The sequence below is a fragment of the Paenibacillus sp. FSL R7-0313 genome (genome assembly GCF_037969885.1).
Taxonomy (GTDB): Bacteria; Bacillota; Bacilli; order Paenibacillales; family Paenibacillaceae; genus Paenibacillus.
This window is the reverse complement of record NZ_CP150219.1, coordinates 3,819,360-3,844,876: the sequence shown is the minus strand read 5'-3', so window position 1 is coordinate 3,844,876 and position 25,517 is coordinate 3,819,360. Positions and strand designations below refer to the sequence as shown.

General features: G+C 46.3%; 23 protein-coding genes and 1 other annotated feature. Of the genes, 8 read left to right on the top strand and 15 right to left on the bottom strand.

What is annotated here, in order from left to right:
- Window positions 1-162: 162 nt before the first annotated feature.
- Complete coding sequence (gene leuD, locus NSQ38_RS16990) at window positions 163-765, bottom strand: 3-isopropylmalate dehydratase small subunit (protein WP_091028995.1); 603 nt, start codon at window positions 763-765, stop codon at window positions 163-165.
- A 31-nt stretch (window positions 766-796) separates the two neighbouring features.
- Entirely contained in the window at window positions 797-2,218 is a 1,422-nt protein-coding gene (gene leuC, locus NSQ38_RS16985; protein WP_249912599.1) for a 3-isopropylmalate dehydratase large subunit, read from the bottom strand.
- 376 nt (window positions 2,219-2,594) lie between these two features.
- On the opposite strand from leuC, the gene NSQ38_RS16980 reads away from it, so the two are divergent.
- Entirely contained in the window at window positions 2,595-3,515 is a 921-nt protein-coding gene (locus tag NSQ38_RS16980; RefSeq protein WP_249912260.1) for a LysR family transcriptional regulator, read from the top strand.
- 510 nt (window positions 3,516-4,025) lie between these two features.
- Here the strand turns inward: NSQ38_RS16980 and NSQ38_RS16975 are convergent.
- From NSQ38_RS16975 to NSQ38_RS16965, 3 genes are all read right to left on the bottom strand, one after another.
- Window positions 4,026-4,847, bottom strand: coding sequence for a carbon-nitrogen family hydrolase (locus tag NSQ38_RS16975; protein ID WP_249912258.1), 822 nt, complete (start codon window positions 4,845-4,847; stop codon window positions 4,026-4,028).
- Between the two features lie 73 nt (window positions 4,848-4,920).
- Window positions 4,921-6,543 carry an AraC family transcriptional regulator gene (locus NSQ38_RS16970; protein ID WP_339783034.1) on the bottom strand — a complete coding sequence of 541 codons (1,623 nt, stop codon included), beginning with the start codon at window positions 6,541-6,543 and terminating at the stop codon, window positions 4,921-4,923.
- 202 nt (window positions 6,544-6,745) lie between these two features.
- On the bottom strand, window positions 6,746-7,762 hold the full coding sequence (locus tag NSQ38_RS16965; protein ID WP_339783032.1) for an ABC transporter substrate-binding protein: 1,017 nt from the start codon (window positions 7,760-7,762) through the stop codon (window positions 6,746-6,748).
- A 262-nt stretch (window positions 7,763-8,024) separates the two neighbouring features.
- Between NSQ38_RS16965 and NSQ38_RS16960 the strand changes: the two genes are divergently transcribed.
- The 7 genes from NSQ38_RS16960 to NSQ38_RS16930 all read left to right on the top strand — a co-directional run bounded on the left by NSQ38_RS16960 (window position 8,025) and on the right by NSQ38_RS16930 (window position 15,635).
- A complete protein-coding gene (locus NSQ38_RS16960; protein WP_339783030.1) occupies window positions 8,025-9,233 on the top strand; it encodes a pyridoxal phosphate-dependent aminotransferase in 1,209 nt (402 codons plus the stop codon).
- A 64-nt stretch (window positions 9,234-9,297) separates the two neighbouring features.
- Window positions 9,298-9,512, top strand: a binding site (T-box leader).
- Between the two features lie 82 nt (window positions 9,513-9,594).
- On the top strand, window positions 9,595-10,698 hold the full coding sequence (gene proB, locus NSQ38_RS16955; protein WP_339783028.1) for a glutamate 5-kinase: 1,104 nt from the start codon (window positions 9,595-9,597) through the stop codon (window positions 10,696-10,698).
- A gap of 241 nt (window positions 10,699-10,939) precedes the next feature.
- Window positions 10,940-12,187 (top strand): glutamate-5-semialdehyde dehydrogenase, encoded by a 1,248-nt coding sequence (locus NSQ38_RS16950; protein WP_339783025.1) that lies wholly within the window; start codon window positions 10,940-10,942, stop codon window positions 12,185-12,187.
- Between the two features lie 36 nt (window positions 12,188-12,223).
- A complete protein-coding gene (proC, locus tag NSQ38_RS16945; RefSeq protein ID WP_339783023.1) occupies window positions 12,224-13,084 on the top strand; it encodes a pyrroline-5-carboxylate reductase in 861 nt (286 codons plus the stop codon).
- Window positions 13,081-14,304, top strand: a complete 1,224-nt coding sequence (locus NSQ38_RS16940) for a 2,3-diketo-5-methylthiopentyl-1-phosphate enolase (RefSeq protein ID WP_339783020.1) — start codon at window positions 13,081-13,083, stop codon at window positions 14,302-14,304. The genes proC and NSQ38_RS16940 overlap by 4 nt, the downstream gene beginning before the upstream one ends.
- Entirely contained in the window at window positions 14,301-14,978 is a 678-nt protein-coding gene (locus NSQ38_RS16935) for a 2-hydroxy-3-keto-5-methylthiopentenyl-1-phosphate phosphatase (protein ID WP_339783018.1), read from the top strand. The genes NSQ38_RS16940 and NSQ38_RS16935 overlap by 4 nt, the downstream gene beginning before the upstream one ends.
- Before the next feature lie 3 nt (window positions 14,979-14,981).
- Entirely contained in the window at window positions 14,982-15,635 is a 654-nt protein-coding gene (locus tag NSQ38_RS16930; RefSeq protein WP_264927388.1) for a methylthioribulose 1-phosphate dehydratase, read from the top strand.
- A gap of 164 nt (window positions 15,636-15,799) precedes the next feature.
- Here the strand turns inward: NSQ38_RS16930 and NSQ38_RS16925 are convergent, their stop codons facing one another.
- From NSQ38_RS16925 to NSQ38_RS16880, 10 genes are all read right to left on the bottom strand, one after another.
- Window positions 15,800-17,098: a multi-tm2 domain protein gene (locus NSQ38_RS16925; protein ID WP_339783016.1), complete on the bottom strand. Its 1,299-nt coding sequence runs from the start codon at window positions 17,096-17,098 to the stop codon at window positions 15,800-15,802.
- 28 nt (window positions 17,099-17,126) lie between these two features.
- Entirely contained in the window at window positions 17,127-17,579 is a 453-nt protein-coding gene (locus NSQ38_RS16920) for a hypothetical protein (RefSeq protein WP_339783012.1), read from the bottom strand.
- The gene (locus tag NSQ38_RS16915) at window positions 17,572-18,072 is read right to left on the bottom strand and encodes a sigma-70 family RNA polymerase sigma factor (RefSeq protein ID WP_152416945.1); all 501 of its coding nucleotides are present in this window, start codon (window positions 18,070-18,072) and stop codon (window positions 17,572-17,574) included. Before NSQ38_RS16915 ends, NSQ38_RS16920 begins: the two co-directional genes overlap by 8 nt.
- 247 nt (window positions 18,073-18,319) lie before the next feature.
- Window positions 18,320-19,024: a DnaD domain-containing protein gene (locus tag NSQ38_RS16910; protein ID WP_339783010.1), complete on the bottom strand. Its 705-nt coding sequence runs from the start codon at window positions 19,022-19,024 to the stop codon at window positions 18,320-18,322.
- Window positions 19,025-19,044: 20 nt separating this feature from the next.
- A complete protein-coding gene (gene asnS, locus NSQ38_RS16905; protein WP_017687752.1) occupies window positions 19,045-20,340 on the bottom strand; it encodes an asparagine--tRNA ligase in 1,296 nt (431 codons plus the stop codon).
- Between the two features lie 101 nt (window positions 20,341-20,441).
- Complete coding sequence (locus tag NSQ38_RS16900; protein WP_036671987.1) at window positions 20,442-21,647, bottom strand: acetate kinase; 1,206 nt, start codon at window positions 21,645-21,647, stop codon at window positions 20,442-20,444.
- Window positions 21,644-22,516 (bottom strand): 3-hydroxyacyl-CoA dehydrogenase NAD-binding domain-containing protein, encoded by an 873-nt coding sequence (locus tag NSQ38_RS16895; protein ID WP_017687750.1) that lies wholly within the window; start codon window positions 22,514-22,516, stop codon window positions 21,644-21,646. Before NSQ38_RS16895 ends, NSQ38_RS16900 begins: the two co-directional genes overlap by 4 nt.
- A gap of 133 nt (window positions 22,517-22,649) precedes the next feature.
- Window positions 22,650-24,152: an AAA family ATPase gene (locus NSQ38_RS16890; RefSeq protein ID WP_338587555.1), complete on the bottom strand. Its 1,503-nt coding sequence runs from the start codon at window positions 24,150-24,152 to the stop codon at window positions 22,650-22,652.
- A complete protein-coding gene (locus NSQ38_RS16885; RefSeq protein WP_017687748.1) occupies window positions 24,145-24,672 on the bottom strand; it encodes a hypothetical protein in 528 nt (175 codons plus the stop codon). The genes NSQ38_RS16890 and NSQ38_RS16885 overlap by 8 nt, the downstream gene beginning before the upstream one ends.
- 300 nt (window positions 24,673-24,972) lie before the next feature.
- The gene (locus NSQ38_RS16880; protein ID WP_338587556.1) at window positions 24,973-25,503 is read right to left on the bottom strand and encodes a DUF5590 domain-containing protein; all 531 of its coding nucleotides are present in this window, start codon (window positions 25,501-25,503) and stop codon (window positions 24,973-24,975) included.
- Window positions 25,504-25,517: the final 14 nt, after the last annotated feature.

Genomic DNA, 25,517 nt, shown 5'->3' with positions numbered 1-25,517 from the left:
TTACATGTTGAAATATTCCACCAAGAAGGATCAGGACTTCTATGTATAGCTGACTTATTAAGCTAATTTAGCTTCTGATATTAAAAAAAGCTTCTGTCTCACCGATGGGAACAAGATCCCTTTGGCGAGGCAGAAGCTTTCTGCTATGCGATACTTTAACGATTAACCGAACAGTTTTGCCGCGTGGCGTTGTTCGTAAGCAGCGATTTCATCATCATGTTGAAGAGTCAGACCGATATCGTCCAATCCTTGCAACAAGAATTGGCGACGGTGCTCATCCAGATCAAAATCGATATGCAGTCCGTATGCATCAGTAATCGTTTTGTTTTCCAGATTTACATTCATCTCATAGCCTTCATGTGTCGCTGTACGTTGGAACAAGTCTTCAACTTGCTCTTCTGACAACTTGATTGGCAAGATTCCGTTTTTAAAGCAGTTATTATAGAAAATATCTGCAAAAGATGGAGCGATGACACAACGGAATCCATAGTCCATAATTGCCCATGGCGCATGCTCACGGGAAGATCCACAGCCAAAGTTGGCACGTGAGATAAGGATCGATGCCCCTTCATAACGAGGTTTGTTCATTTCGAAGGAAGCATTGTTGTTCCCCTCTTCATCAAAACGCCATTCATAGAACAAAAATTGTCCAAATCCGGTACGCTCAATCCGTTTCAGAAACTGTTTCGGAATGATTGCGTCTGTATCTACATTGACCCGGTCTACCGGTGCAACGATGCCTTGTAATGTTTTGAATTCTTCCATATTAAACGTTCTCCCTTCTGTCTGTTATAGATTAGATCGCTGCTTCTGTTTTGAAATTCCAGTCCCGTACATCCACAAAGTGACCCTTAACCGCTGCAGCTGCTGCCATTGCCGGAGATACCAGATGCGTACGTCCTCCGCGTCCTTGGCGTCCTTCAAAGTTACGGTTGGACGTCGAAGCACAACGTTGTCCTGGCTTCAATACATCCGGGTTCATCGCCAGACACATACTGCATCCAGCATCCCGCCATTCAAATCCGGCTTCCGTAAAGATTTTATCCAAACCTTCTTGTTCTGCTTGGATTTTAACTCGTCCTGAACCTGGTACAACAATTGCTGTAACCTGACTGGATACCGTGTGACCTTTAGCCACTTTTGCTGCTGCACGCAGATCTTCGATCCGACCATTGGTGCAAGAACCGATAAATACATAATCAATTGGAATCTCGGCGATTGGTGTTCCCGGTGCAAGTCCCATATATTCAAGCGCTTTTTCAGCTGCTTTACGTTCGTTTTCTGTTGGCAATTCAGCCGGAACAGGAACTTTCGAAGAAATATCGGTTCCCATGCCAGGGCTTGTTCCCCAAGTTACTTGCGGAATCAATGTCTCCACATCGATTTCAACCACATGGTCGAACTCGGCACCTTCATCGGTTACAAGCTGTTTCCAACCTTCTACAGCTTCATCGAATTTGGCATCCGCTGGTACGTATTCACGTCCACGCAGATATTCAAATGTTGTTTCATCCGGCGCGATCAATCCTGCTCTTGCTCCACCTTCGATGGACATGTTGCAGACTGTCATACGCTCCTCCATGCTCAACTCACGGATGGATTCGCCTGTGTACTCAATAACATAACCTGTTGCAAAGTCTGTACCGTATTTGGCGATAACTGCGAGGATCATGTCTTTTGCGGTTACACCCGGGTTACGTTTGCCGACAAAACGAACTTCCATCGTTTTAGCTTTTGCTTGTTGCAAACATTGCGTTGCCATAACGTGCTCAACTTCACTTGTTCCGATTCCGAATGCCAGTGCGCCAAACGCACCGTGTGTGGACGTATGACTGTCACCACATACAATAGTTTTACCCGGATGAGTCAGACCCAGTTCAGGTCCCATAACGTGTACAACGCCTTGATCAATGGTGTCCAGATCATACAATTTCACGCCGAAATCACGGCAGTTTTGCGAAAGTGTATCAATTTGTTGTTTGGAGATAGGATCTGTAATGTTGAAACGGTCTTTCGTTGGAACGTTGTGGTCCATTGTTGCAAATGTCAATTCAGGGCGACGAACTTTACGTCCGCTGAGACGAAGACCTTCAAATGCCTGCGGAGAAGTCACTTCGTGCACCAGATGCAGATCGATATACAGAATGCTTGGTTTGCCTTCTTCTTGATGAATTACGTGATTTTCCCAAATTTTCTCAAACATCGTTTTTTTACTCATCATTTTCACCTCATTATAAGTTCGGTCCTTGGAAGAGCCTCTGTTTTCTTTAAAAAGTGAAGCTCTTGAATGACATAAATATATCACCCTGTCCTTCATTGTTCCAAGATATAATATCTATAGATGTAATAGGTTTAACCTATAATGAGAGAAAGACAAATAAACCACTGCTCATCACAGAGGTTTCAATTGATAACAATTATCATTATCATATAAGTCTTATACTACGTTTCCGCTGCTTCGCTGTCAATGCTTTTATACAAAATAAAGAAGCCCTCTCCTGATATTTGAGTTTACCGGTAGTTCCGGCAAAGAGAATGATTTCTTCATCTGTAGTGATATAATGGTGGCATAACGAAAGGAATGACCAATGACAATGGAATTCAGACAACTTCAATATACGTTGCAAATTGCGGCCGAACGCAATTTCTCCCGGGCAGCAGAGAAGCTGCATATTGCCCAGCCGTCATTAAGCCAGCAATTATCCAAATTGGAAAAAGAATTGGGTGTGCTGCTGTTTCAGCGTAATACAAGTACCGTGGAGTTAACCCATGCGGGTGTTACGTTTGTGGAGCAAGCCCAGAAGATCGTAGATGCCGTGGAGCTATTGCGTCAGGAAATGTCCGATATCTCCCAGCTTCGCAAAGGTAAAGTCGTTGTGGGCAGCATGCCGATCACGGGCTCACACTTGCTCCCACATGTGCTTCCTGCGTTCCAACAAGCTTATCCCGAGATTGAGGTTACTTTATTGGAAGACTCCGGGCTTACACTTGAGAAATTGACAGCAAGTGGCAAAGCAGATCTCAGTCTGTTATCTCTTCCTTTACAAGAGCCAAGTCTCGCCTACGTTGCCATTGGAGAGGAAAAAATTGATCTGGCGGTTCCCCCGAATCACCCTTTGGCGCGCAGGGCAGATCCGGAAAATCCGCTTCCGGTGCGAATTGAAGAGCTTCGTGATGAACCCTTTGTTGTATTGAAAAAAGGACAAGGTTTCCGCAAACTTACTTTTGATCTCTGTGAGCAGGCCGGTTTTGACCCCAATGTTGTGTTTGAAAGCACCAATATTGAAACCGTTCAGTCGCTGGTCGCCACTGGTATGGGTATCACTCTGGTTCCACGCTTTATCGCCCGCGCCCCGCGCAGTGAATTCGTGCCTGTGTACGTGCCACTTGCTGAGCCGACACCCAGCAGAACACTTGTTGTGGCTTATCGTCAAGGCAGAGTGCTGTCGAAGGCAGCCGAAGCATTCATCCATACGTTTCAACAAACCGTGGCCGAACTGTCAAAGGGAGACTAAAAAAATTTTTCCTATGGGTATGGGTACATTTCATACTGAACCAAAACAAAGGCTTGACCCATGTGGGCCAAGCCTTTGTTATACTCGTTTCCCGCATCCGCAGGATAAAGTTCTTACATTGCAATCACAGTAACTGGTTACAGTACAATGTTGCTTGTTAAGTTGTTTAGCTACAATGCTAATTTATAATGTTAACGTAGAAACGTACATAAGAAAACTTCATGTTTGGCGGTTTATTTTCGCAAATTACGATCGCTTGTCAGCCTGTTTTGCTGATTCATTACACGGCCTTCGTCCTGAACAGTTGAATCAGGGGGTGATAGCCCTCCTGCTCCATTCTCTAAGAATGCCCTTAAGTGATCTTCCCTTGTGTTATCCTGTTCCAGTCTCCTGAGCGTATCTTTCACATGGTTGTCCATTGATTGATCATCCTCCTTGGTGACGGGATAGTTATCATTACCCGCGTCCTGGAAGAATAAACACTTTTACTGAGGAATTTTATTTCCGTTTTTATTTTCCGCCAAAATAAACGCCAGGTCGACGGTCTTCAAATACGGGAATACGTCCGCGAACCTCATCCACCAGAGATGGACGAATAATTCCGGTCACGATCTCTTCCCCTTCGCCACCTTCAGCCACAATCTCACCCCAAGGATCAATGATGAGGGAATGTCCGAAAAATTCGGTCTCTCCCCCTTTACCTACACGGTTACATGCGATCACATACATCTGGTTCTCAATCGCTCGTGCCGTTAGTAACGTACGCCAGTGGTGCAGACGAGGTTTCGGCCATTCGGCGGGTACAATCAATGCCTTGGCACCATTTAAAGCAAGGGTGCGAGCAAGTTCCGGGAACCGGATATCATAACAGATGGAAGCACCGGCTGTAAGACCATTTTGCAATTCAAAAATTTCAGGTTCTGTACCAGGCTGTAAATATTTCTCTTCGTCCATCAGACGGAACAAATGTAATTTATCGTATCGTGTTACCTGTTTTCCTTCACGATCATAAGCGTACATTGTATTGTATATTTGACCATCCCGTTTCTCGGCAATTGAACCGCCAACGATGGATATTTGATGTTTTTGAGCAAAAGCAGACAGCCATTCCCGAGATTTCTGGCCTTCCGGGTCAGCGAGTTCATGAATTTGAGTCAAAGCGTATCCGGTATTCCACATCTCAGGTAACACAGCCAGCCCCAGATCCGGATATTGTTCTACCGCACGCTCAAGCAACGTCTGCATATGTTTATGATTGGCCTCAGGGTCTCCGAGTTGAATATCGCCCTGAATCAGGGCTACACGCATTTCTCCCTGTTGTTTTTCTGTCATGACAAGCACTCCTCTGAACCGTAATACCTGCTATCATAGCTTGATCCTCCTGAGGACTGCAAGCCTGTTGTTGTTATGAACTTGCACATAACAACTCAGGCAGCAGGGTCAGCAATCGATCACTCGTGAGCGCATCACCCACATTCCAGGTCGACTCCTCCACAGGATACACCCGTCCATTCTGCACAGCCGGAAGGGCCCTCCAACTGGGACTTTTCATCAGCATCTCTGTAGCCTGTCTTGCCACGACTTCCTCAGGCAGCATGACAAATACATGATCTCCTGCATACTGACGTACCGACTCAGCCGAAATTTCCTTATAGGCTCTGCCCGCCGCAAGTGCTTCCTTCACTTTGGTAACTGGCCTGAATCCCATCGGATGATATAACAATGGCGCGAGACCAATATTGCCCATAACAAATAATCGTGCACCCCGATGGTATGTAAATACGGATGCCGTTTCCCCCTCTTCAATCAAAGTATGGATCTTCGCCCACATCTGCTCAGTACGCTCCTCATAGGAGGTTAGCCATTGTTCAGCCTGAGGTTGTCTGCCAAACCAGCTGCCCAATCTGCGCATTCGTTCTTCCAACGTGGCATGTGAATTGTAAGCAAGCGTCGGTGCAATCCGGTAAAGTTGTTCATACTGTTGTTCATTACTGCTATCAAAAATGATCAAATCCGGCTTCATGATAACAGCTGTTTCCACATTAACCGGAGCGACCGCGTCATATGTCCGATCTTCCAACAATTGAATGCCCAGCACCAGCAGATCCCCAGCGGAATCTCCGTAATACATAATTCGCTTCGGGTTTACTGGAATATTCACATCATGACCCAACCAATCTTGTACCAACGTCTGCTGCTGAATCGATCTGTCATATTGACGAGGAGATAATCCGGTCATTTGGCGAAAACGCCTGCTGAAATAATACTCATCTTTAAACCCCACGCGGCTCGCTATATCCCGAAGTGGTTCATCCGATTTGCGAAGCCATTCCTTGGCATGTTTGATGCGTACATGATTCACATAATCGAGTGGCTTGTGACCCGTGAGTTGTCTGAAGAGGGTCGTATATTGTACAGGTCTGATCTCCGCAAGACGTGCCAGTTTCTGTACAGTGATTTCTTCAGCATAATGGTCATCCACATACTGAATCGTACTGTGTAGTCTTGCTTCCATACTCTGCTCCGTCTTTGGAGAAGTGTACCGGGTAATGATCATCTCCATCCATTTTTGGAATTGCGCATTCAAATGACTGTATTCGGCATCTGTTTTATAATTTCGAATGACATACATTTGCTCCAGCAGCCCACTTAACGGAGCATAGGGATAACCATTCAATTGGTTTCTGTGCTCAAATACAGGGCGAGTAAAGAGCTCGGGATCACCCGTCAACACATGAATAACATCAAAAGCCATTACGATATATTTCAATTCCGAGTTATTACGATGTTCAATCTGGTACCCCTCTCCCGGAGAAAGCGGATAGACACATCCCGTAGTAAACGGAAACTGTTCATGTCCAATATATAAACGCCCATCCCCTTCTTCGCAGATCAGGAAGGCATGTTTCTCGCAAGCAACTTCCAGCATCACCTGTTCAGGTGCTTCAATTCGTCGTACCAGATGATCCAGCCGAAACATGAATGCTGAATAGAACAACGCTCCCCCATCGGCATCCAAAGCCTGCATGTCGGTTCACCTCGTTTTTCTAAAATGAGAATAATTATCAATCATTCTGTATGGTCTGATTATAAGTGAGCGATTGTTAATAATCCAGATATGAGTTTATTCAGCAAAAAAGAGCGTTCAACGAAAGGTTGAAGGCTCCTTTTACTTTTATAAAAATGCATTACTCAAAGATGTTAATCCTGCCTTACGAACTCATCACCAATTATTGGATCATCTGTTTTGGCAGTTCTTGTAACAGCCACTCCCTGGAAAGGGCATCACTTGAAGCTTTTGTGATATCAAAGCGATACACTTTTCCTTCTTTTACAGCAGGCAGGTTCTTCCAGATTGAACTATCCAGTAATTCTTTGGTGGATTGTTTTGCATCATCGGTTACAGGATCCAGAATAAATATCCGATCCCCGGCAATTTCAGATAATTTCTCAGTCGAAATCTCTACGAATCCCATGTCTTGATCCAATACTTTCTGAACTTCCGCTGTTGGCTTCAGCCCGTCTTTTCCATATAACAACTGTGGCAATCCTGCACCCGCCATGACAAAAAGACGATTCCCGGGATACATGGTGAACACCGAAGCCGTCTCCCCTTCTTTCAATCCGTTCTCATGGAGTTGCTTCCACATCTCTTCTGTTGCTTTTTGATGATTCGTAATCCAATCCTCCGCTTCTTGCTTTTTGTTCAACAAGTCGCCAAGGATAAGCATACGATCTTCTATTGACCCGAACGAATCAAATGTAACCGTAGGTGCAACTTTTGAGATCTGATCGTATTGTGCCCCATCACTGTTCGAGAAAATGATCAGATCGGGATTCAAGGCTAGAGCTTTTTCCACACTGATCGGAAATCCTACATCCTCTGCCTGAGCAACCTGATCATCGTATACAGTTCCATCCTGACGAAGTATGCCTACAGGAACAACACCAAGCGCGAGCAGATCCCCGGTAACTTCTCCATGATAGATGACTCGTTTCGGATTTACAGGGACCTCTACCTCATGGCCAGTCCAATCTTTGAATACCCGGGTCTCCCCCTCATTTGTCTCTTCCGTTGCGGTCTGTTCCTCATTGGTTGTCTTTCCATCAGCCTGTGTTTCTGTAGCTGCTTTGGAATCATCTGAGCCAGCAGCAGGTGTTGTAGCCTGATTTCCACAAGCCAGTAGCAGAATGGATAACCACGTAATCGTAAATAGTACTGCCGTATTTCGTATGCCCTTTTTCATTGCTATTTCTCCCCCTGTATCATGTGCATTGTGCAATATAATTTAATGATATTGATTATCATTATCGGATATTATCATAAAACAAGGCTTCTCTCAGCTCAATGGACAAAACTATATGGGCACTTTAAGTTTTGTACAATACTCCGCTCTTAGCTCCTATGTACTGTAGATTCAAGTGCATTTCCCTCTATACAGCTCGGGATTGGCGTGATAAATTAATGAGAACTATTTGCCATTTTTAATAACCGGAGTGATGAAGATAATGACCCATTCAGACCATACATCCGCTCGTTCAGCCTTTAAGATACCAACTTCTGATGTGATGACACAGCTGCCAACGCAATTTTTTGCTACCCTTGTTCAAAATGTAAATCGTGAAATCGCAAGTGGACATGACGTGATCAATCTGGGTCAGGGGAACCCGGATACACCTACACCACCCCATATTGTGAAAACACTGCAAGAGTCGGCTGAAAATCCTCTCTACCATAAATACTCCCCTTTTAGAGGGTACTCTTTCCTGAAGGAAGCTGTCGCCAAACGTTATAAGGAAGATTACAACGTTGATCTGGATCCCGAGACTGAAGTAGCCATTCTGTTCGGAGGCAAAACAGGACTGGTTCAGTTACCTCAGATCCTGCTTAACCCCGGTGACACCGTTCTTGTTCCCGATCCAGGCTACCCGGATTACTGGTCTGGTGTTGCACTCGCCAAAGCAAACATGTCATTTATGCCTTTGCTCGAGTCCAATGCATTCCTGCCGGATTACGAAGCCGTTACTGCGGAAGATCGGGAGAAGGCCAAGCTGATGTTCCTGAACTATCCCAACAATCCAACGTCAGCAACGGCTCCACTTTCGTTCTACGAAGATACGGTTGAGTTTGCCATTCAAAATCAAATCGTCGTTGCCAGCGACTTTGCTTACGGTGCGATTGGATTCGACGGACATCGTCCAGTAAGTTTCCTACAAGCCCCTGGTGCCAAAGAAGTGGGCATTGAATTCTATACGTTATCCAAAACGTACAATATGGCTGGATGGCGTGTTGGATTCGCGCTAGGTAACGCAGAGATTGTCTCTAAAATTAATCTGCTTCAGGATCATATCTATGTCAGTCTTTTCGGTGGGATTCAAGCTGCGGCAACGGAAGCACTTACTGGATCTCAGGAATGTGTCACTTCGCTGGTTTCACGTTACGAATCCCGTCGTAATGCATTTTATGACGCTCTTTCCTCGATAGGCTGGCAAGCTTCGAAACCCGCAGGTTCATTCTTCAGCTGGTTGCCTGTACCGGCCGGATATACCTCCGCTTCATTTGCAGACTTGTTACTGCGAGAAGCCAAGGTGGCCGTAGCCCCTGGTATTGGTTTTGGTTCGCATGGTGAAGGCTATGTGCGCGCAGGACTGCTAAGTGATGAAAACCGATTACGCGAAGCTGTGGAGCGGATTGGCAAGCTGAATTTATTCAAGTAATTTACAGGACCATAACCCCTTTGCATATGCCAAGTTTCCATGGTATGTTATAAGAAATATTGAACGAAACGTGATGACGGGACCAGTAAGAGAATATCAGTCGCGCACAGAGAGTAAATTCCACCCTGCTGAAAGAATTTACCGCGGCTCTTCTCTGAAACCTACCCCTGAGCGGCCTGTTACGTACAGGACAGTGCCTTCTGTTACAGGGCATGAAGCCGGATGATCTAATCATCAATAAAGGTGGTACCGCGGAAGTAACAAACTTTCGTCCTTTTTAACTAAAGGGCGGGAGTTTTTTTTGTACCCGCTAAAGCCTGCTCCAGAAGCACTTATTAATCATGTTTAAGGAAGTGAAACCATGACTTCACGTATTGTAGTTAAAATTGGAAGCAGCTCGCTTACAACGGAGGAAGGCGGTCTTGATCGCAGTTCGATCACTTTTTTTGCCGGAGAAATTGCAGCATTGGCTGATCAGGGTCATGAAGTACTTCTGGTCACCTCTGGAGCGGTAGCTGCCGGCTTCCGGGAGATCGGTTACCCTCAGCGCCCCAAACAGTTGCATGAGAAACAAGCTGCAGCGGCTGTTGGGCAGGCGTTACTGATGCAGGCATATCAACAGGCTTTTGCAGCGCACCGCGTTACTACGGCGCAAATTCTGTTAACCCGTACAGACTTTCACAGTCGTAAACGTATGGGTAATGCAGGTATGACCGTGGAGGAACTGCTCAAACAGCGAGTGATTCCGATTTTCAATGAGAATGATACAGTATCGGTGGACGAATTGAAGTTTGGTGATAACGATCTGTTGTCCGCATTGGTTGCAAACCTCGTGAAGGCACAGCATCTGATCATTCTTACGGATACCAATGGACTATACACCGCAGATCCGCGTAAAGATCCTTCTGCCGTACGTTACGACCGTATCCCCGAGATAACGGCGGAGATCTACGCTTTTGCCGGCGGTTCAGGTTCAGCGGTTGGCACAGGCGGCATGCGATCCAAAGTTGATGCAGCCAAGGTTGCTACACGTGGAGGTGTACCCGTTTTTGTGGGAAGTGTGAAAGAACCTGGAGATATGCAACTAGCTGTTGATGGCACGGGTAAAGGCACTTACTTTGAGACACGACTCGCTTCGCTATCCCGTAAAAAGCAGTGGCTCGGCTTCATGTCTACTCCACTGGGTACCGTCGTTGTGGATGATGGCGCTGAAGAGGCCCTTGTCCATGGGGGGCACAGTCTTCTGCCTGTAGGGGTCAAGCGGGTACTGGGAACATTCCATGCGGGAGACGTCGTAGAGGTCATTGGATTGGATGAAACCTTGCTTGGACGCGGTATTGTCAATTATGATGATGACCAGCTTCGACTTATTGCCGGACTTCCCAGTGGCGAAGTGATGAAACAACTCGCTAGCATCCATAGGCTTGAGGTTATTCATAGAGACGAATGGATTACTTTAAAGTAAACAAGAAGTTATATTAAAGTTAAACTAATCATTTACACGTAACGGAGAGGACAGAAAAAACCTGAAAAAGCGGAGCGTTCGCCTTTATCCTCGGATTTTTCCCTTTAGAAAAGGGAATCGAAAAAATCTGGGGATAACAGCGATTGGAAGGTTATTCTGTCATCGTAGTGTCTGTGTGAATAATCTTTAGTTTAACATGTGGTTGGAATACTCAACTTTATATATATGAGGAGGAATTACGATGAGTGAAGTCAGAGAAAAAGCCAGCAAAGCCCAAGCCTCGGTTCCACAGTTGAACCGATTGAATACAGAACAGAAAAATGCGGCCCTGCGTGTCATGGCAGATGCTTTGATTAAGGAGACGGATTCCATCATTACGGCAAACGCCCAAGATCTGGAACGCGGCAGAGAACAAGGCACGCCGGAATCCATGCTGGATCGGCTCGCACTTAATAAGGAGCGCATTGCTGGCATTGCTGAAGGATTACGTCAGATTGCAGATCTGCCTGATCCAGTCGGCGAAGTCCTAGAGACATTCACCCGTCCAAACGGATTACATGTTGAAAAATTAAGAGTGCCGATTGGCCTGATTGGCATCATCTACGAAGCTCGTCCTAATGTAACTGTAGACGCAGCTGGATTATGTCTCAAAACAGGTAATGCGGTGCTTCTGCGCGGCGGCTCCTCTGCCCTGTCCTCCAATCGTAAAATTGTGGAGGTGCTGCATCAGGCACTCACAACGACAGACATGCCTGCTGATGCTTTGCAACTGGTTGAAGATGCAGACCGTGCTTCCGTAGATGAAATGCTCAAGTTGAACGGACTGCTGGACGTCATCATTCCACGTGGAGGGGCTTCCCTCATTCGTAATGTGGTTGCCAATGCAACCGTACCTGTAATTGAAACTGGGGCGGGTATCTGTCATACCTATGTGGATGAATCAGCCGATCCAGTTATGGCTGCCGAAATTGCCATCAATGCCAAGGTACAACGTCCATCCGTATGTAACTCCATGGAAACATTGCTGCTGCATGCAGCATATGCGGAAGAGCATCTGCCTGCTCTTGCCGAGCAATTCCGTGAGGCCAATGTGGTCTTGAAAGGTTGCGACACCGTGCGCCGTCTTGTCCCTTCTGCCCTTGAGGCAACCGAGGAAGACTATGCGACCGAGTACAACGATTATATTTTAAATATCCGTGTTGTCGAGAACCTGGACGAAGCGATGCAGCACATCGCACATTATGGAACCAAACATTCCGAGTGTATCGTAACGCGGGATACAGCCCATGCAGAGCGCTTCATGCATGATGTGGATGCAGCAGCCGTCTATCACAATGCGTCTACACGTTTCACCGACGGATTTGAATTTGGCTATGGAGCCGAAATCGGAATCAGTACCCAGAAACTGCATGCACGTGGACCGATGGGACTGCCAGCACTGACATCAACCAAATATCGTATTACAGGCAATGGGCAGATTCGTCAATAATATCTCAGCACCAGTTATATAGGAGGAACGATAAATATGAGTCAAGAGCAACAGACGTTACTACAACAGAAGATTACTTTCCACGGAGCAGGCGCGATGGCTGAAGCCATCGTGCGCGGACTGATCTCCCGCCTAGTCGTTCGTCCTCAGGATATTACGATGCTGAACCGCAGCAACCAGAAACGTCAGGAGGAGCTTAGCACCCGTTATGCAGTGCATACCGGAACTGCCTCACAATCTCTGGATCATCTTGCCTCCACTCCGGTCATTGTACTCTGTATGAAACCGAAAGATGCTGCCGCAGCGCTACGTGAACTCGGTCCATTGTTATCACCTGATCAATTGATCGTGTCTGTCATTGCCGGATTATCGATCCGCACGATGCAGTCCTTGCTTGGTCGTAAACAACCGATCGCGAGAACCATGCCGAACACATCCAGTACCATTGGACTTGGTGCTACCGGGCTTGCCTTCTCTGCGGAGATTACGGATGAACAGCGCAGTATAGTGATGACTATGTTTGAAGCGGTTGGTATCGTGACCATCGTGCCTGAAGATAAACTCGAAGTGCTCACAGGGATTTCCGGAAGCGGCCCTGCTTATGTATACTATTTAATGGAGGCCATGATTGCCGCAGGTATTCGTGGTGGTTTATCCAGCCAGCAATCTCGTGATCTCACTGTTCAGACGGTGCTGGGCGCGTCACGTATGGTACAACAAACCGGTTTGGAACCGATGAAGCTTCGTAGTGATGTGACATCCCCGGGAGGGGCAACCCAGGCAGCACTGAAAACGCTGGACGAAGGAGATTTCTTTGAAAATGTAATCGCAGCCGTCAACCGCTGTGCAGAGCGCTCACGGGAGATGGGAGCTGCTTTGGAAGGGGATTTAAAATGAATAACATGTGCACAGCCACATATCGTCTGCATGATGATCATGCAGACTTTCGCAAGAAGGCTCAGTCCATCGCGATTGGCATGACCGTTGGTAGCTGGACTGAGTTGCCGCAAGCCCAGCGTGAAGCGATGCAGAAGCATCTGGGTGAAGTAATCAGCGTAGAAGTCCATGAAGCTGAAGGAATGGCTGCAGGTGAGCGTTACGCCGATATTACCATCGGATATCCCGATATTAACTTCAGTCGTGATATCCCTGCCCTGCTCGTGACGGTCTTTGGCAAAATCTCAATGGATGGCCGGATCAAATTGACAAAGCTTGGTTTCTCGGATGGTTTCCTCAGTGCATTCCCGGGACCCAAGTTTGGACTGAATGGTGTTCGTGATCTGCTTGGTGTGCATGATCGTCCACTGTTAATGAGTATCTTCAAGTCAGTTATTGGGCTAAATGCAGATGAACTGCGTGAACAATTTATTCGTCAGGCCCTTGGGGGCGTTGATCTGATCAAGGACGATGAGATTCTGTTCGAGAACAAATTGACACCCATCGAAAAAAGAGTCGAGGTCTGCATGAAAGCTGCCGAACAGGCACGCCAGGAGACTGGCAAGAAACTTATGTATGCAACCAATCTCACAGGGCCTACATCTCGTCTGAAAGAGCAAGCTGAACGTGCCATCGGCGCAGGAGCCAATGCCTTGTTGTTCAACGTATTGTCTTACGGATATGATGTCCTGCATGAACTCAGCAGTGATCCAGATATCAAAGTGCCAATTATGGCTCACCCTGCACTTGCGGGTGCATTGTATCCTTCACCACATTACGGCATCTCGGCTTCGGTTGTACTTGGCCAGTTGATGCGTCTTGCGGGTGCCGATCTGGTGCTCTTCCCTTCTCCTTATGGTTCGGTTACGATGCCGAAGGAAGAAAATATGGCGATCACGGAGCAATTACTGACAGCTGATCTGCCAGTACGAACCAGTATGCCAGTGCCTTCAGCCGGCATCCATCCAGGCCTTGTACCGCTTATTTTGCGCGACTTTGGTACAGATGTCATCGTTAATGCTGGTGGCGGTATTCATGGACATCCTATGGGCACTGAGGCAGGCGGACGTGCATTCCTGCAAGCCATTGAGGCAGCTCAGCGTTCCATTCCACTTGCACAATATGCAACCGAGCATCCGGAACTGAAAAGCGCACTGGATCTGTGGGGTGGCGAACGATGAGAAGTGATAAAAAAACAGTCATTTTCTGTGACTTTGACGGTACGATTACCCTCTCGGACAATATTGTCGCAATCATGAAACATTTCAAGCCTGAGGGCATTGAAGCGATTATGAAAGATACGATTGAGCAGAACATCTCGCTGCGTGAAGGTGTTGGAGCCATGTTTGCTCTGTTGCCCGCATCGCAAAAAGATGAAATTGTGGAATTTGTGCTTGGACAAGCGGGGATCCGTGAAGGATTCAGCGAGTTTCTTGACTACGTTCGCAGCGAAGGGATCGAATTCAATGTGACCAGTGGCGGTATGGACTTTTTTATCGAACCCTTACTCGCGCCATTCGATATCCCTAAGGATCATGTCTATTGCAATGGAGCTGACTTCTCGGGTGAAACCATTAAGATTGAATGGCCGAATCCCTGTCAGCATCCTTGTGAGAATGGCTGCGGCATGTGCAAAACAACCGTGATTCGTACCTTCCCGGAAGAACAATACAATCGAATCCTCATTGGAGACAGTCTGACAGACTTTGAGGGTGCAAAGATTGCCGATCTTGTCTACTCTCGCTCCATTTTGACGGACAAATGTATTGAACTTGGTGTGGACCATGTGCCATTCGCTACCTTTTACGATATCATCGAAGATATGAAACAGAAGCAAACACAAGGAGTGCTGTAAACGATGGGCTTTGAAAAGATTACATTGGAACACAAACGTCAGGTCCTTGAAGAACTGGCTGATATTAAAGCATTGTTCGCAAGTCGTAACTGGTTCCCCGGAACAAGTGGCAATCTGTCGATGCGTGTAGGAGATTTTGACCCGGAGCAATTTTATTTTGCGGTTACCGCCTCAGGCAAAGACAAATCTCTTCGCACACCGGAAGACTTTCTTTTTGTGGACAAACACGGCAAAGCAATTGAAACAACAACGTTGAAACCAAGTGCCGAAACGTTGATTCACTGTGAAATCTATCGTTTGACCGGCTGTGGTGCTGTATTCCACGTGCATACTGTGTTTAACAACCTGATCAGTGAATTCTTTGGAGCAGAGGGTCAGGTGCCGATTCAAGGTATCGAGTTGATCAAGGCTTTCAACATTTGGGAAGAAAATGCGGAGATTCGTGTACCTGTCCTGCCTAACTTTGCAGACATTCCGTCCATTGCTGAATTGGTACCCGATGTACTGGATGCCAAAGTGCCAGGGATCTTGCTTCGGAACCACGGCATATATGCCTGGGGTAAAGATGCTTTTGAAGCGAAACGTCATCTGGAAGCGTTCGAGTTCCTGTTCGAAGTGATGTACCGTCAACTTCTGTTGAAGGGCGCCACGAAATAGCAATCATTTATTCGAAATCAAAGCTGCACAACAAAAAACACGCCAGAGGCTGGTATACATAGCCCTTGGCGTGTTTTTATGTTGTGGGGATAACAGAGATTAGAAGGTTGCTCTGTCATCGTAGTGTCAGTGTAAATAATCTTTAATTCAACTTGGATCGTAGATTACAGTCGATCATCCCGATCCTTGAATAAAAAGAGACTGTCTGCTCCCTCATCATTTCGATGAGCAGCACTTTGGATACCCGTCCCTCGTTGCTTGCCAAACAGCAATTTTAAACCGCCAAAAATGAGCAGCAAGGATACAATGACAGTGTTCAAATAGGAACGAATTTCATATGTCATAAATGCATTAGGGAACAGTTCATTCAGCTGTGGAATAACAAGCCGGATCGTCAAGTAATATAGACCCAGCGCCGCAATCCCGAATCCAATCAGACGCTGATGACGGGCCCAGTCCTTGAAGATCGGCTGATCAATCAATGGCTCGCGTCCATAGCGACTGGAGCACTGTAGTCCGTCAAAGAAGCTGTAGAACCAGATCAGTGGAATCATGAACAGGAACACCGATAAATGAAGCAGGTCCAGAATGTAGATACTGCCGAGAAACAGGAACATGAGTTGCATGCCTCTTTTTTGCAATCCTAGATAGAGATGACCCGCACCTGGAAAAGCGGATAACAGCGTTGCAAGCACTTTGCTACGTCTGCCGGCTACTCTGCCCATCTCCAATTCTTCGAATAATGTCCGATCCTGCAACACCTCACCAGCCTGCTTACGGTGGACATGCTGCACCGCGTCAAACATGCAGTATACCCAAATTACAGGCAATATGAGTAGGAACATTAAAAACACCGATTCATTGGTGATCGAAGCTACAAAAACCATCATGGCAAATGAACCAAAGAACGCCATCAGGAAGGACAACCCACGATGCAACAATCCCAGATGAAGATGTCCCAATCCTGGAACAAATGAGAGTAAAATGGTAAAGAAGCGTTCACCCTCAGTGCCTTTTTGATACATCGGCTGACCATATCCACCCTCGGGCACACCATACACTCCACTATGATGCTGATGTGGCTCCTCCTGATCCATCTGTCCCAGATGCTCTTCCTGGCCAGCATATGCTTTCTGGTAAGCCGCGCCTTGATGGAGACCACCGTAATGTGTCCCATAACCTTGGTAATGAACTTCGTGCAATGAAGGGGCACGGAGTAGAACGATAATCATATCCAGCATGCTGATACACCAGAAGAATATGGCTCCCAGGAACCCAACAACCATCAATTCCTTTTCATCAGTCAACAACGCCAACATGACGAAGCCAATGCCTGTTCCAAAAAAGAGTAATGGATAGACCACAGCTCTGGTAGGCCGCCTCCAATACATAAAACCAAGACCGGGTATCAGGTTTAATAGAAATGCGAGTAGTTTGTTACGATCTGAGTGCACAGTCGTCATCCTTTCTTTTCAGGCAATGCGAAACTATTTATGGTTTAGGCTTGAGGTTATCCAGCCATGAAGTGGCTGCCTCCGTCCATTTCTCGGTAAAAGACCCTCTGTGGTCGCCATCCTGGAACTTGTGATATGGTGCTACCTTGTCAAAAAGTCCAGACGAGAGGAAGATCAATGTCAAACAGGCCGCTACCGCGTAATGGAACACTTTATGATCAAGCCAGCGCCGGTTTCGTCCAGCACGGGATTTGCGTTGTACCTTGGATGATTGAATGCCCTCAATCCGATGCATGACTGAATCCGCAAACCCTGTTGGGTCATGTAGCGGAGGCAGTTCTCCATGGATACCAAGCGCTTCCAGATAGATGTCCATCGCATCCGGATCTTCCATCAGAAGCTGTTCCATTTGGTTCGCTTGAGTTTCACTCATATGACCTTCAATATAATCAGTCCATTGCGCAGCGGTATATTTCTCCTGTTTACTCACGCCATTCATCCTCCTTCCAATGTTTTCGAATCCACTGCCGGGCACGATACAAGCGGGATTCCACGGTCTTCACAGCCACCTGTGCATCACTGGCAATCTGCTCATAATTTTTTTCGCTTAGATAATACGCAGTGATAATATCACGATGCTGAGCAGGCAACTGATTAATTCGTTCGCGAAGTTTATCCTGACGCTCTTCACGAACGAGACGGGTAAGAACGTCTTCATCCCGTCCGGGCATATTGATTATTTTTTCTTCTCCACCCAGATCCTCAGCAGTTCGTCTGCCCAGCTTGCGTTTGGCATCAATCGCTTTGTGAAAGGCAATTCGGGTTAACCACGTTTTGAAACCTTCAGAACGGTAGTCGGGGAGAGATTTATACATCTGTATGAACGCCTCCTGAGCTGCATCCTGTGCTTCCTGATCGTTCCTGAGTACGGAATAGGCCACATGATATACATGCTGGCTATACTTATCAATCAGAGTACGCATCTGGGATGTATCTCCTTGACGGATTTGTTCGATTACGCGCGCTTCATCAATAACTCTCCCCTCCTCTCCAATACAATAGACGACAGCTTGTGCGTTAACCCCTGCGTGATCTATCAAATTTTTGTAAAACAAAATGAAATCATTGCCTGAAAGGTTGATGCTGCTAATCACTCATCCAATCTTTAATCCAAAAAAAACAGGCACAGAATGACTTCTGGCCTGTTTCTTGTCCCTGCCTACGCTGGAATTAACGTCCACCATTACGAAACCGCTGCGTGTACGCCTTCGCGTCTTGAACGGTCTTGACACGATTGCGACTCCACTCAAGCAGTATTCGATCGATATACCGGAAATGTACTTTGCCTGCAAAAACCGCTTCCTTCAGAGCCATTAGAATCAATTCCTCTTGATAACGGTCCTGATCCAACCAGCTGGATATCGTCTCGCACTCCATTGGAGAGAGCGGACGTCCAAATTCTTTTTCAAAGATGGAGAACATATTCCGTTCTTCCTCTTCTTTTTGAACACTGTTCGAATCTTGACGTGCTGTATTGATACTCTGCTGCTCCGCACGGAATGCGGCTACTTCTTCAGCAGTGCACGTTGCAAGCTTGGCATATAATCCATGTAAGTCATATCGCTCGTACTGGATGTCCCGTTCTTCGTCACGGTGCTCGTCAATAGCAATATACCCATCCCTCATCAGACGTTGCAACATTCTGGCAATGCCTTCAGGTGCAAGTCCCATGCGCGCCGCAAGCTCTTCAAGCGTGGGAAACTCGTTGAACTCTGCCTGACGGAACCCTAGCAGTTGAATCAGAAGAAGCACTTCTGCATCTGATAGACCAAGCTGGTGATAAAAACGTAACAAGGCATACGGCAGATGGGCTGTACCCGATGTCATGCCATAAGCTGCTCCATCCAACCAAGCTTTGGATGTGGTGTCTTCCATAGATGCTCCTCGGTTAAGCATTAAGGGTACAGACGATAGAGCATACGTGGGAATGCGATTGTTTCACGTACATGATCCAATCCACAGATCCATGCTACCGTCCGCTCCAATCCCAGACCGAAACCGGAGTGAGGAACCGATCCGTATTTACGCAAATCCAGATACCATTGGTAAGCTTCATCCGAGAGATTGTGCTCCTCAAAACGTTGTTGCATCAATTCCGGATCATCGATACGCTGCGAACCGCCAATAATCTCTCCGTATCCTTCTGGTGCAATCATATCAGCACAGAGAACAACTTCTGGACGATTCGGATCTGGTTTCATGTAGAATGCTTTGATTCCAGCTGGGTAATGCGTGATAAAGACCGGTGTATTGTACTTCTCAGCAATTGCTGTTTCGTGCGGTGCGCCAAAGTCTTCTCCCCAAGGAATATCAAAGCCTTGACCATGCAGGAATTCAATTGCTTCATCATACGTAATACGCGGGAATGGCGCTACGATGCCTTCGAGTTTGGATACGTCACGACCGATAGATTCCAGTTCTGCACGGCAGTTTTTCACCACGGATTGAACGACATGAGCGATAAATTTCTCTTGTACGCGCAGACTTTCCTCGTGATCTACAAATGCCATTTCCGGCTCAATCATCCAGAACTCAATCAAGTGGCGACGTGTTTTGGACTTCTCAGCGCGGAATGTTGGACCGAAGGAATATACCTTGCCCAGCGCCATGGCTGCAGCTTCCATATACAATTGACCACTTTGTGTCAGATAAGCATCTTCATCAAAATATTTGATGTGGAACAGGTTCGTTGTTCCTTCCGCAGACGATGGTGTCAAAATCGGAGGATCAACTTGTGTGAATCCGTTACCATCAAAGAACTGCTGAACAGCGCGAATAATCTCTGCACGAATCACCATAACCGCACGTTGCTTCGTTGAACGAAGCCACAGGTGACGATGGTCCATCAAGAAATCAACACCATGCTCTTTAGGCGTAATTGGATAGTTTTCAGTCAGGTGAATGATCTCAACCCCTGTAACAGTCATCTCGTAACCAGACGCACTGCGAGGTTCTTCACGAATAATACCTGTAACATACAAAGAGCTTTCTTGTGTCAGGCTCTTGGCATTGTTCCAAATCTCTTCACTAACTTCACTTTTCACAACAACCCCTTGGATATATCCGGTTCCATCACGCAGCTGCAAAAACTGAATTTTACCGCTGGAACGTTTGTTGTTAATCCAGGCACCGATTGTTACGGTTTCGCCCACATGCTCGTTCACATTACGAATTACACAATTCGTATTCATGCCCATATCTCCCCTTGGTTCCTGAATTTGAAAATGCAGCGGGCAGGCTTATGCCTGTCCTCTGCACTTCCTTGTCATTCTATATTTACTTTACAGTTAGATTACTGAGAATTCAATACGATTCGGTGTGTATCACGTGCAATTACCAATTCTTCGTTTGTTGGCACAACGAGAACTTCCACTTTGGAATTGGCTGTTGTGATCCGGCGTGGTTCGCCGGAACGAATGGCATTCAGCGCTTCATCCAGTTCAACACCCAGATAAGTGAGCTGCTCACATACTTTTTGGCGAAGTACAACAGAGTTCTCACCTACACCAGCCGTAAAGACGATCACGTCTACACCGTTCATTGCAGCTGCATATGAACCGATGTATTTACGCAGACGGTATTCGTACATTTCAAAAGCAAGCGTGGAGTTGGCATCGCCATTCTCCATACCTTCCGTAATCTCACGCATGTCACTGCTGATTCCGGAGATCGCAAGCAATCCACTGTGTTTGTTCAACATGGAATTCACTTCGCTTACGCTCAGTTCTTCCTTGTTCATTACATAAGGTACGATGGCTGGGTCAAGGTCACCAGAACGCGTTCCCATCATCAGTCCTTCAAGCGGAGTCATACCCATCGAAGTATCCACGGATACGCCACCTTTAACTGCTGTTACACTACCACCGTTACCGACGTGACAAGTGATAATTTTCAAATCTTCCACTGGACGATCCAAGTATTCAGCAGCTGCCTTGCTTACGAAATCATGGGAAGTACCATGTGCGCCGTAGCGACGTACTTTATATTTTTTGTAAAGTACACGCGGAATGGCATACAGGTAAGCTTTTTCAGGCATCGTCTGATGGAATGCTGTATCAAAGACCATTACCTGAGGCACACCTGGCATATTTAATTCAGCCGCACGAATACCCATCATTGCTGCAGGGTTATGAAGTGGAGCCAAGTCGAACAAACGACGAATTTCAGCTTTGGCAGCATCATCTACCAATGCAGATTCTTTAAATGCTTCACCACCGTGAACGACACGGTGTCCAACAGCTTGAATTTCACTTACAGAATCCAGTACACCATTTTCTTTGTGAGTCAAAATATCAATGACTTTACGGATCGCTGTTGTATGCTCCAGAATTTCACTAACTTCTGTAACATCCTCACGGCCTGTCGGTTTATGTGTCAGAATGGAGGAATCCATTCCGATCCGTTCTACCAAACCTTTAGCCAGTACAGATTCGTCAGTCATATTATACAGTTGATATTTGAGCGAGGAACTCCCCGCATTAATTACGAGTACTTTCACAGTCTGTCACCATCCTTGTCGTACTTGAAGAATCCTTCGCCTGTTTTGGCACCCAGGTGTCCTGCACGCACCATTTTCTTCAGGACTGTAGAAGGACGATATTTCAATTCTCCGAATTCACGGAACATTCTTTCGAGTGCAGCTTCAACAGAATCCAATCCAAAACGGTCAGCCATTTCGAGTGGTCCATGCTGGAAGTTGTATCCGATACGCATTGCATCATCGATATCTTCAGCAGATGCAACACCTTCTTGCAATACATGCAACGCTTCGTTAATCAGCAGGCAGATCAGACGGGAAGTTACGAATCCAGGGGATTCATAGATCATGACTCCTTTTTTGTCCGCTACTTCTTCAACAAAACGTCTGGTTTCTTCGAATGTTGTATCCGAAGTTTTCAGTCCACGAATAATCTCTACAAGATCAACCCGGGATACCGGGTGAATAAAGTGCATACCAATAACACGCTCTGGGTATTTGGTCGAGCTTGCAAGCTCGGTCAAACTCAGCGTGGATGTATTACTTGCCAGAATGACATTGCTTGGACAAACTTGGTCCAGTTGGCTGAATACTGCTTTTTTCGCATCCAGATCTTCTGAAATCGTCTCAATGACCATGTCGCAAGTTCCAAGTTCAGCTAAATGAGCTACCTTGGTAATGCGGGAAAGAATTAACTTCTTCTCCGCTTTTGTAATCGCCCATTTCTCCAGTTGTTTATCCAGATTGGTTTCGATCATGTCATATGCATGATCCAGCTTTTGTGTTGTATGCTCCACGAGAAGCACATCAAGTCCTTTGGCTGCGAGCATCTGGGAAATACCTTGCCCCATCGTACCGCCGCCGACAACTCCTATTTTTTTGAAAAACATGGTTCTGCTCCATCCTTTCGGTTCTCTATTTCTCTATTGTACCCTGTTCGCCGAAAATTACAAATTTCGACCCAACATATAATAATATCTTAGCACGAGTGAAATGTAAAAAAAAATAACCAGCATAAATAAATTATGCTGGTAGAAGGGCACTGTCACGAAATTGACAACGAAATTGCTCGCCGGACAAAACTTCCTCACGAATCAGGATGTCGAGTGAATTGTCGAAAATTGTCCGTTGTTCTTCAAGCAACCGCTTTGTCTGTTCCATCAGTTCTTGCAGAATTAATTTATTCTCACGCATGAGTTCCTCGGTTGTGACCATATCCATGTTCACAATCCCAAGTGATGTTAACCCGGAAGCCATCATCGTCTGTACAACATTGGTTGCCTGATCGAAGTCATTGCGTGAACCTGTGGAACGACCACCATAGTACATTTCCTCCGCAGCTGCTCCTCCGAGTGCAATCATGATCTGCTCTTCCAGAAAGCGCTTCGTATAGAGGAACTGTTCCTGTTGAGGGTTATGACGCACATATCCCAGCGCCTGACCACGCGGACTGAGTGCCACCTGGCTTACACTGCCTGGACGAACGAGTTCTGCCATAATGGCATGTCCCAATTCATGAATGGCGACCCTTTTCTTCTCTTCCACACTGGACTCACGGTCTGTCTTCTCACCCATCATGACTTTATCAATAGCCAGAGACAAATGCCGCTGTTCGATATTTAACAGGCCGTCTCGCATGGCGTATATTGCTGCTTCGTTCATCACACTTTCGAGCTGTGCACCGGAGAAACCATACGATTCTTCTGCGGTCTTCTCCAGATTAACTTCCTTCATCAGAGGTTTATTCACCGCATGCAGTTCCAGAATATGCTTTCTGCCCTTCTTATCAGGCAAGTCCACTTGAATGTGGCGGTCAAAACGTCCCGGGCGCGTCAGAGCGCTATCGAGCATCTCTTTGCGGTTTGTTGCAGCGATAACAAGGATTCTCGGCGTATCGGAAGAATAGATTCCATCCATTTCCGTCAAGAGCTGATTGAGGGTCTGATCATATTCACGCTGTTGACCACCCTCACGTTTCCCCCCGATGACATCGATTTCATCGATAAATATAATAGCGTTTTCCTTATTTTCCTTGGTGGCACGAGTTCTCGCGTCCTTGAACAAATCCCGAATTCTGCTGGCACCCACACCAACATACATTTCCACGAACTCACTGCCAGATGCTGCTACAAAAACAGAATCGGTGTAATGGGCAGCAGCCTTGGCCATCAACGTTTTTCCTGTCCCTGGAGGGCCCGTCAGCAAGATCCCTTTTAACGGGCGAATCCCAAACTTCCGAATTTCTTCATGTTTGATGAGAAAGTCAAGTGCTTCACGCAATTCCTGCTTGGCACTGTCCTGTCCGCCAATTTCTTCAAAAGTGAGCTTGGAAGGTCCTTTTTTCTTCCGTTTACGTTCCTGTGCAGCGCCTACTGTAATCCCGCCACGCATTTGCATCATGAACAGCAAAGCTCCGACAAGCACTGCTGCAATCAGAATCGGAACAATATTAACACCAGTAAAAGCAAGAAAAATAATCAATACGGGAAAAAATCCGATGGCAACTTCTTTTGTCCACTTAGGCATTAGGCCACACTCCTATCTGACCGGGCACACGCGGCAGAATAATAAACTTGCTGGCATCTCCGTCTCTGAGACTGACATATACATTGTTGTCATCCATCGCTGTATTAACCTTAATTCCATTGGTCGCCATCTTTGACAACGTTGGTGTAATCTCGGTGTATTGCTTGTTCTCCATCGCCTGAGCTACGGTAAACATCGCATCACCCCACCAACTTTCCAGTGCTTCACTGGAATGATCCACAACGTCCAATTTTAGTGATCGTGTTCCAATCAGGGTCTGTCCTTCTTTGTGAATATATTGTACCAGTCTGCCCAAATCAACATCAGGTTGCAGATCCAGTTTCAATTGTACGTCATTGCGGTTAATAGTTAATTGAACGTCATTAACTCCATCGTACTGGGTAACCATCTTTTCAATCGGATTCTGCACAGCCACCTGACGATATACAAACCAACCTCCAAACAACACAACGGCTGAAATGACGGCAGTTAAAGCAATAGGCAATACTTTTAGTTTCAAGTGAATTACCCCTCCCAGATTTTGGCCCAACCTACTGGCTTATTGGTATATAAGAATATGTGCACATTGACTCCTGCGATAATTTCGACAGGTTTATTTGTTTTGAATGTAACTTTGAGTACATATCTGAGTATATCACATCGTATATACAATTTCGAAGGCGAAAATATGAATAAATTATTAATTTTAACTATTTAAATTATTTAAGTTTACGGGCAACACAAAGAACCGGTTCAGTCGGATATCCGTCTGCCGGTTCTTTTGTTTCATTCATTCTCTAGCTATGTCACTCTATTTGTTCTAGCTGTTCGGGAGTGTGTAGACCAGGTCCACCTGTTCTCCGTTGCTAAAACGATAAAAACGATAGTGGTTATGCGTACCGTCTTTATAATACACTTGCCACACATATATTCCATTCACAACTCCGGGCATGATTCGCTTAATCTCGCCGGCAGGAACTTCAGAACTGAAGCGATTGCGGATCTGCGCTTCGGACATGCCATTCTGCAGCAGCTCACTGTGTACAGCGTTTGCACCCTTAGCCGGTTGATTGTTTGCATCGAATTTAACCCAGACCATAACATCCTGGTTATCCTTGTTTTTGCCGATCAGGGTCCAGTAGATGTTGTCAGAGCCTTCTTTGTCTCCCCAGATGTACTTGCGCAATTCATCATAGGATGTAATGCCCAGTTGCTCCTGTGCTGCCTGTATTGCGAGCGCTTCTTCCTTGCGCTGGTCCTGCGTGACATGGACGTAATAACGCTGAAGTCCAAACAGAATCAGAACCAGTGCAAGCAGCGAAATCCATATCCACTTCTTTTTTTTCTTCAAAAGCCGAACTTCCT

What these genes read in the sequence shown, in the direction of transcription:
- NSQ38_RS16965 (WP_339783032.1), bottom strand. Translation starts at nt 7,762, where the DNA reads ATGAAAAAGGGCATACGAAATACGGCAGTACTATTTACGATTACGTGG.
- NSQ38_RS16970 (WP_339783034.1), bottom strand. Translation starts at nt 6,543, where the DNA reads ATGCAGGCTTTGGATGCCGATGGGGGAGCGTTGTTCTATTCAGCATTC.
- NSQ38_RS16950 (WP_339783025.1), top strand. Translation starts at nt 10,940, where the DNA reads ATGAGTGAAGTCAGAGAAAAAGCCAGCAAAGCCCAAGCCTCGGTTCCA.
- asnS (WP_017687752.1), bottom strand. Translation starts at nt 20,340, where the DNA reads ATGAATACGAATTGTGTAATTCGTAATGTGAACGAGCATGTGGGCGAA.
- NSQ38_RS16915 (WP_152416945.1), bottom strand. Translation starts at nt 18,072, where the DNA reads ATGCGTACTCTGATTGATAAGTATAGCCAGCATGTATATCATGTGGCC.
- NSQ38_RS16895 (WP_017687750.1), bottom strand. Translation starts at nt 22,516, where the DNA reads ATGTTTTTCAAAAAAATAGGAGTTGTCGGCGGCGGTACGATGGGGCAA.
- NSQ38_RS16890 (WP_338587555.1), bottom strand. Translation starts at nt 24,152, where the DNA reads ATGCCTAAGTGGACAAAAGAAGTTGCCATCGGATTTTTTCCCGTATTG.
- NSQ38_RS16930 (WP_264927388.1), top strand. Translation starts at nt 14,982, where the DNA reads ATGGGCTTTGAAAAGATTACATTGGAACACAAACGTCAGGTCCTTGAA.
- proC (WP_339783023.1), top strand. Translation starts at nt 12,224, where the DNA reads ATGAGTCAAGAGCAACAGACGTTACTACAACAGAAGATTACTTTCCAC.
- leuD (WP_091028995.1), bottom strand. Translation starts at nt 765, where the DNA reads ATGGAAGAATTCAAAACATTACAAGGCATCGTTGCACCGGTAGACCGG.
- NSQ38_RS16935 (WP_339783018.1), top strand. Translation starts at nt 14,301, where the DNA reads ATGAGAAGTGATAAAAAAACAGTCATTTTCTGTGACTTTGACGGTACG.
- leuC (WP_249912599.1), bottom strand. Translation starts at nt 2,218, where the DNA reads ATGAGTAAAAAAACGATGTTTGAGAAAATTTGGGAAAATCACGTAATT.
- NSQ38_RS16910 (WP_339783010.1), bottom strand. Translation starts at nt 19,024, where the DNA reads ATGGAAGACACCACATCCAAAGCTTGGTTGGATGGAGCAGCTTATGGC.
- NSQ38_RS16925 (WP_339783016.1), bottom strand. Translation starts at nt 17,098, where the DNA reads ATGACGACTGTGCACTCAGATCGTAACAAACTACTCGCATTTCTATTA.
- NSQ38_RS16980 (WP_249912260.1), top strand. Translation starts at nt 2,595, where the DNA reads ATGGAATTCAGACAACTTCAATATACGTTGCAAATTGCGGCCGAACGC.
- NSQ38_RS16975 (WP_249912258.1), bottom strand. Translation starts at nt 4,847, where the DNA reads ATGACAGAAAAACAACAGGGAGAAATGCGTGTAGCCCTGATTCAGGGC.
- proB (WP_339783028.1), top strand. Translation starts at nt 9,595, where the DNA reads ATGACTTCACGTATTGTAGTTAAAATTGGAAGCAGCTCGCTTACAACG.
- NSQ38_RS16940 (WP_339783020.1), top strand. Translation starts at nt 13,081, where the DNA reads ATGAATAACATGTGCACAGCCACATATCGTCTGCATGATGATCATGCA.
- NSQ38_RS16960 (WP_339783030.1), top strand. Translation starts at nt 8,025, where the DNA reads ATGACCCATTCAGACCATACATCCGCTCGTTCAGCCTTTAAGATACCA.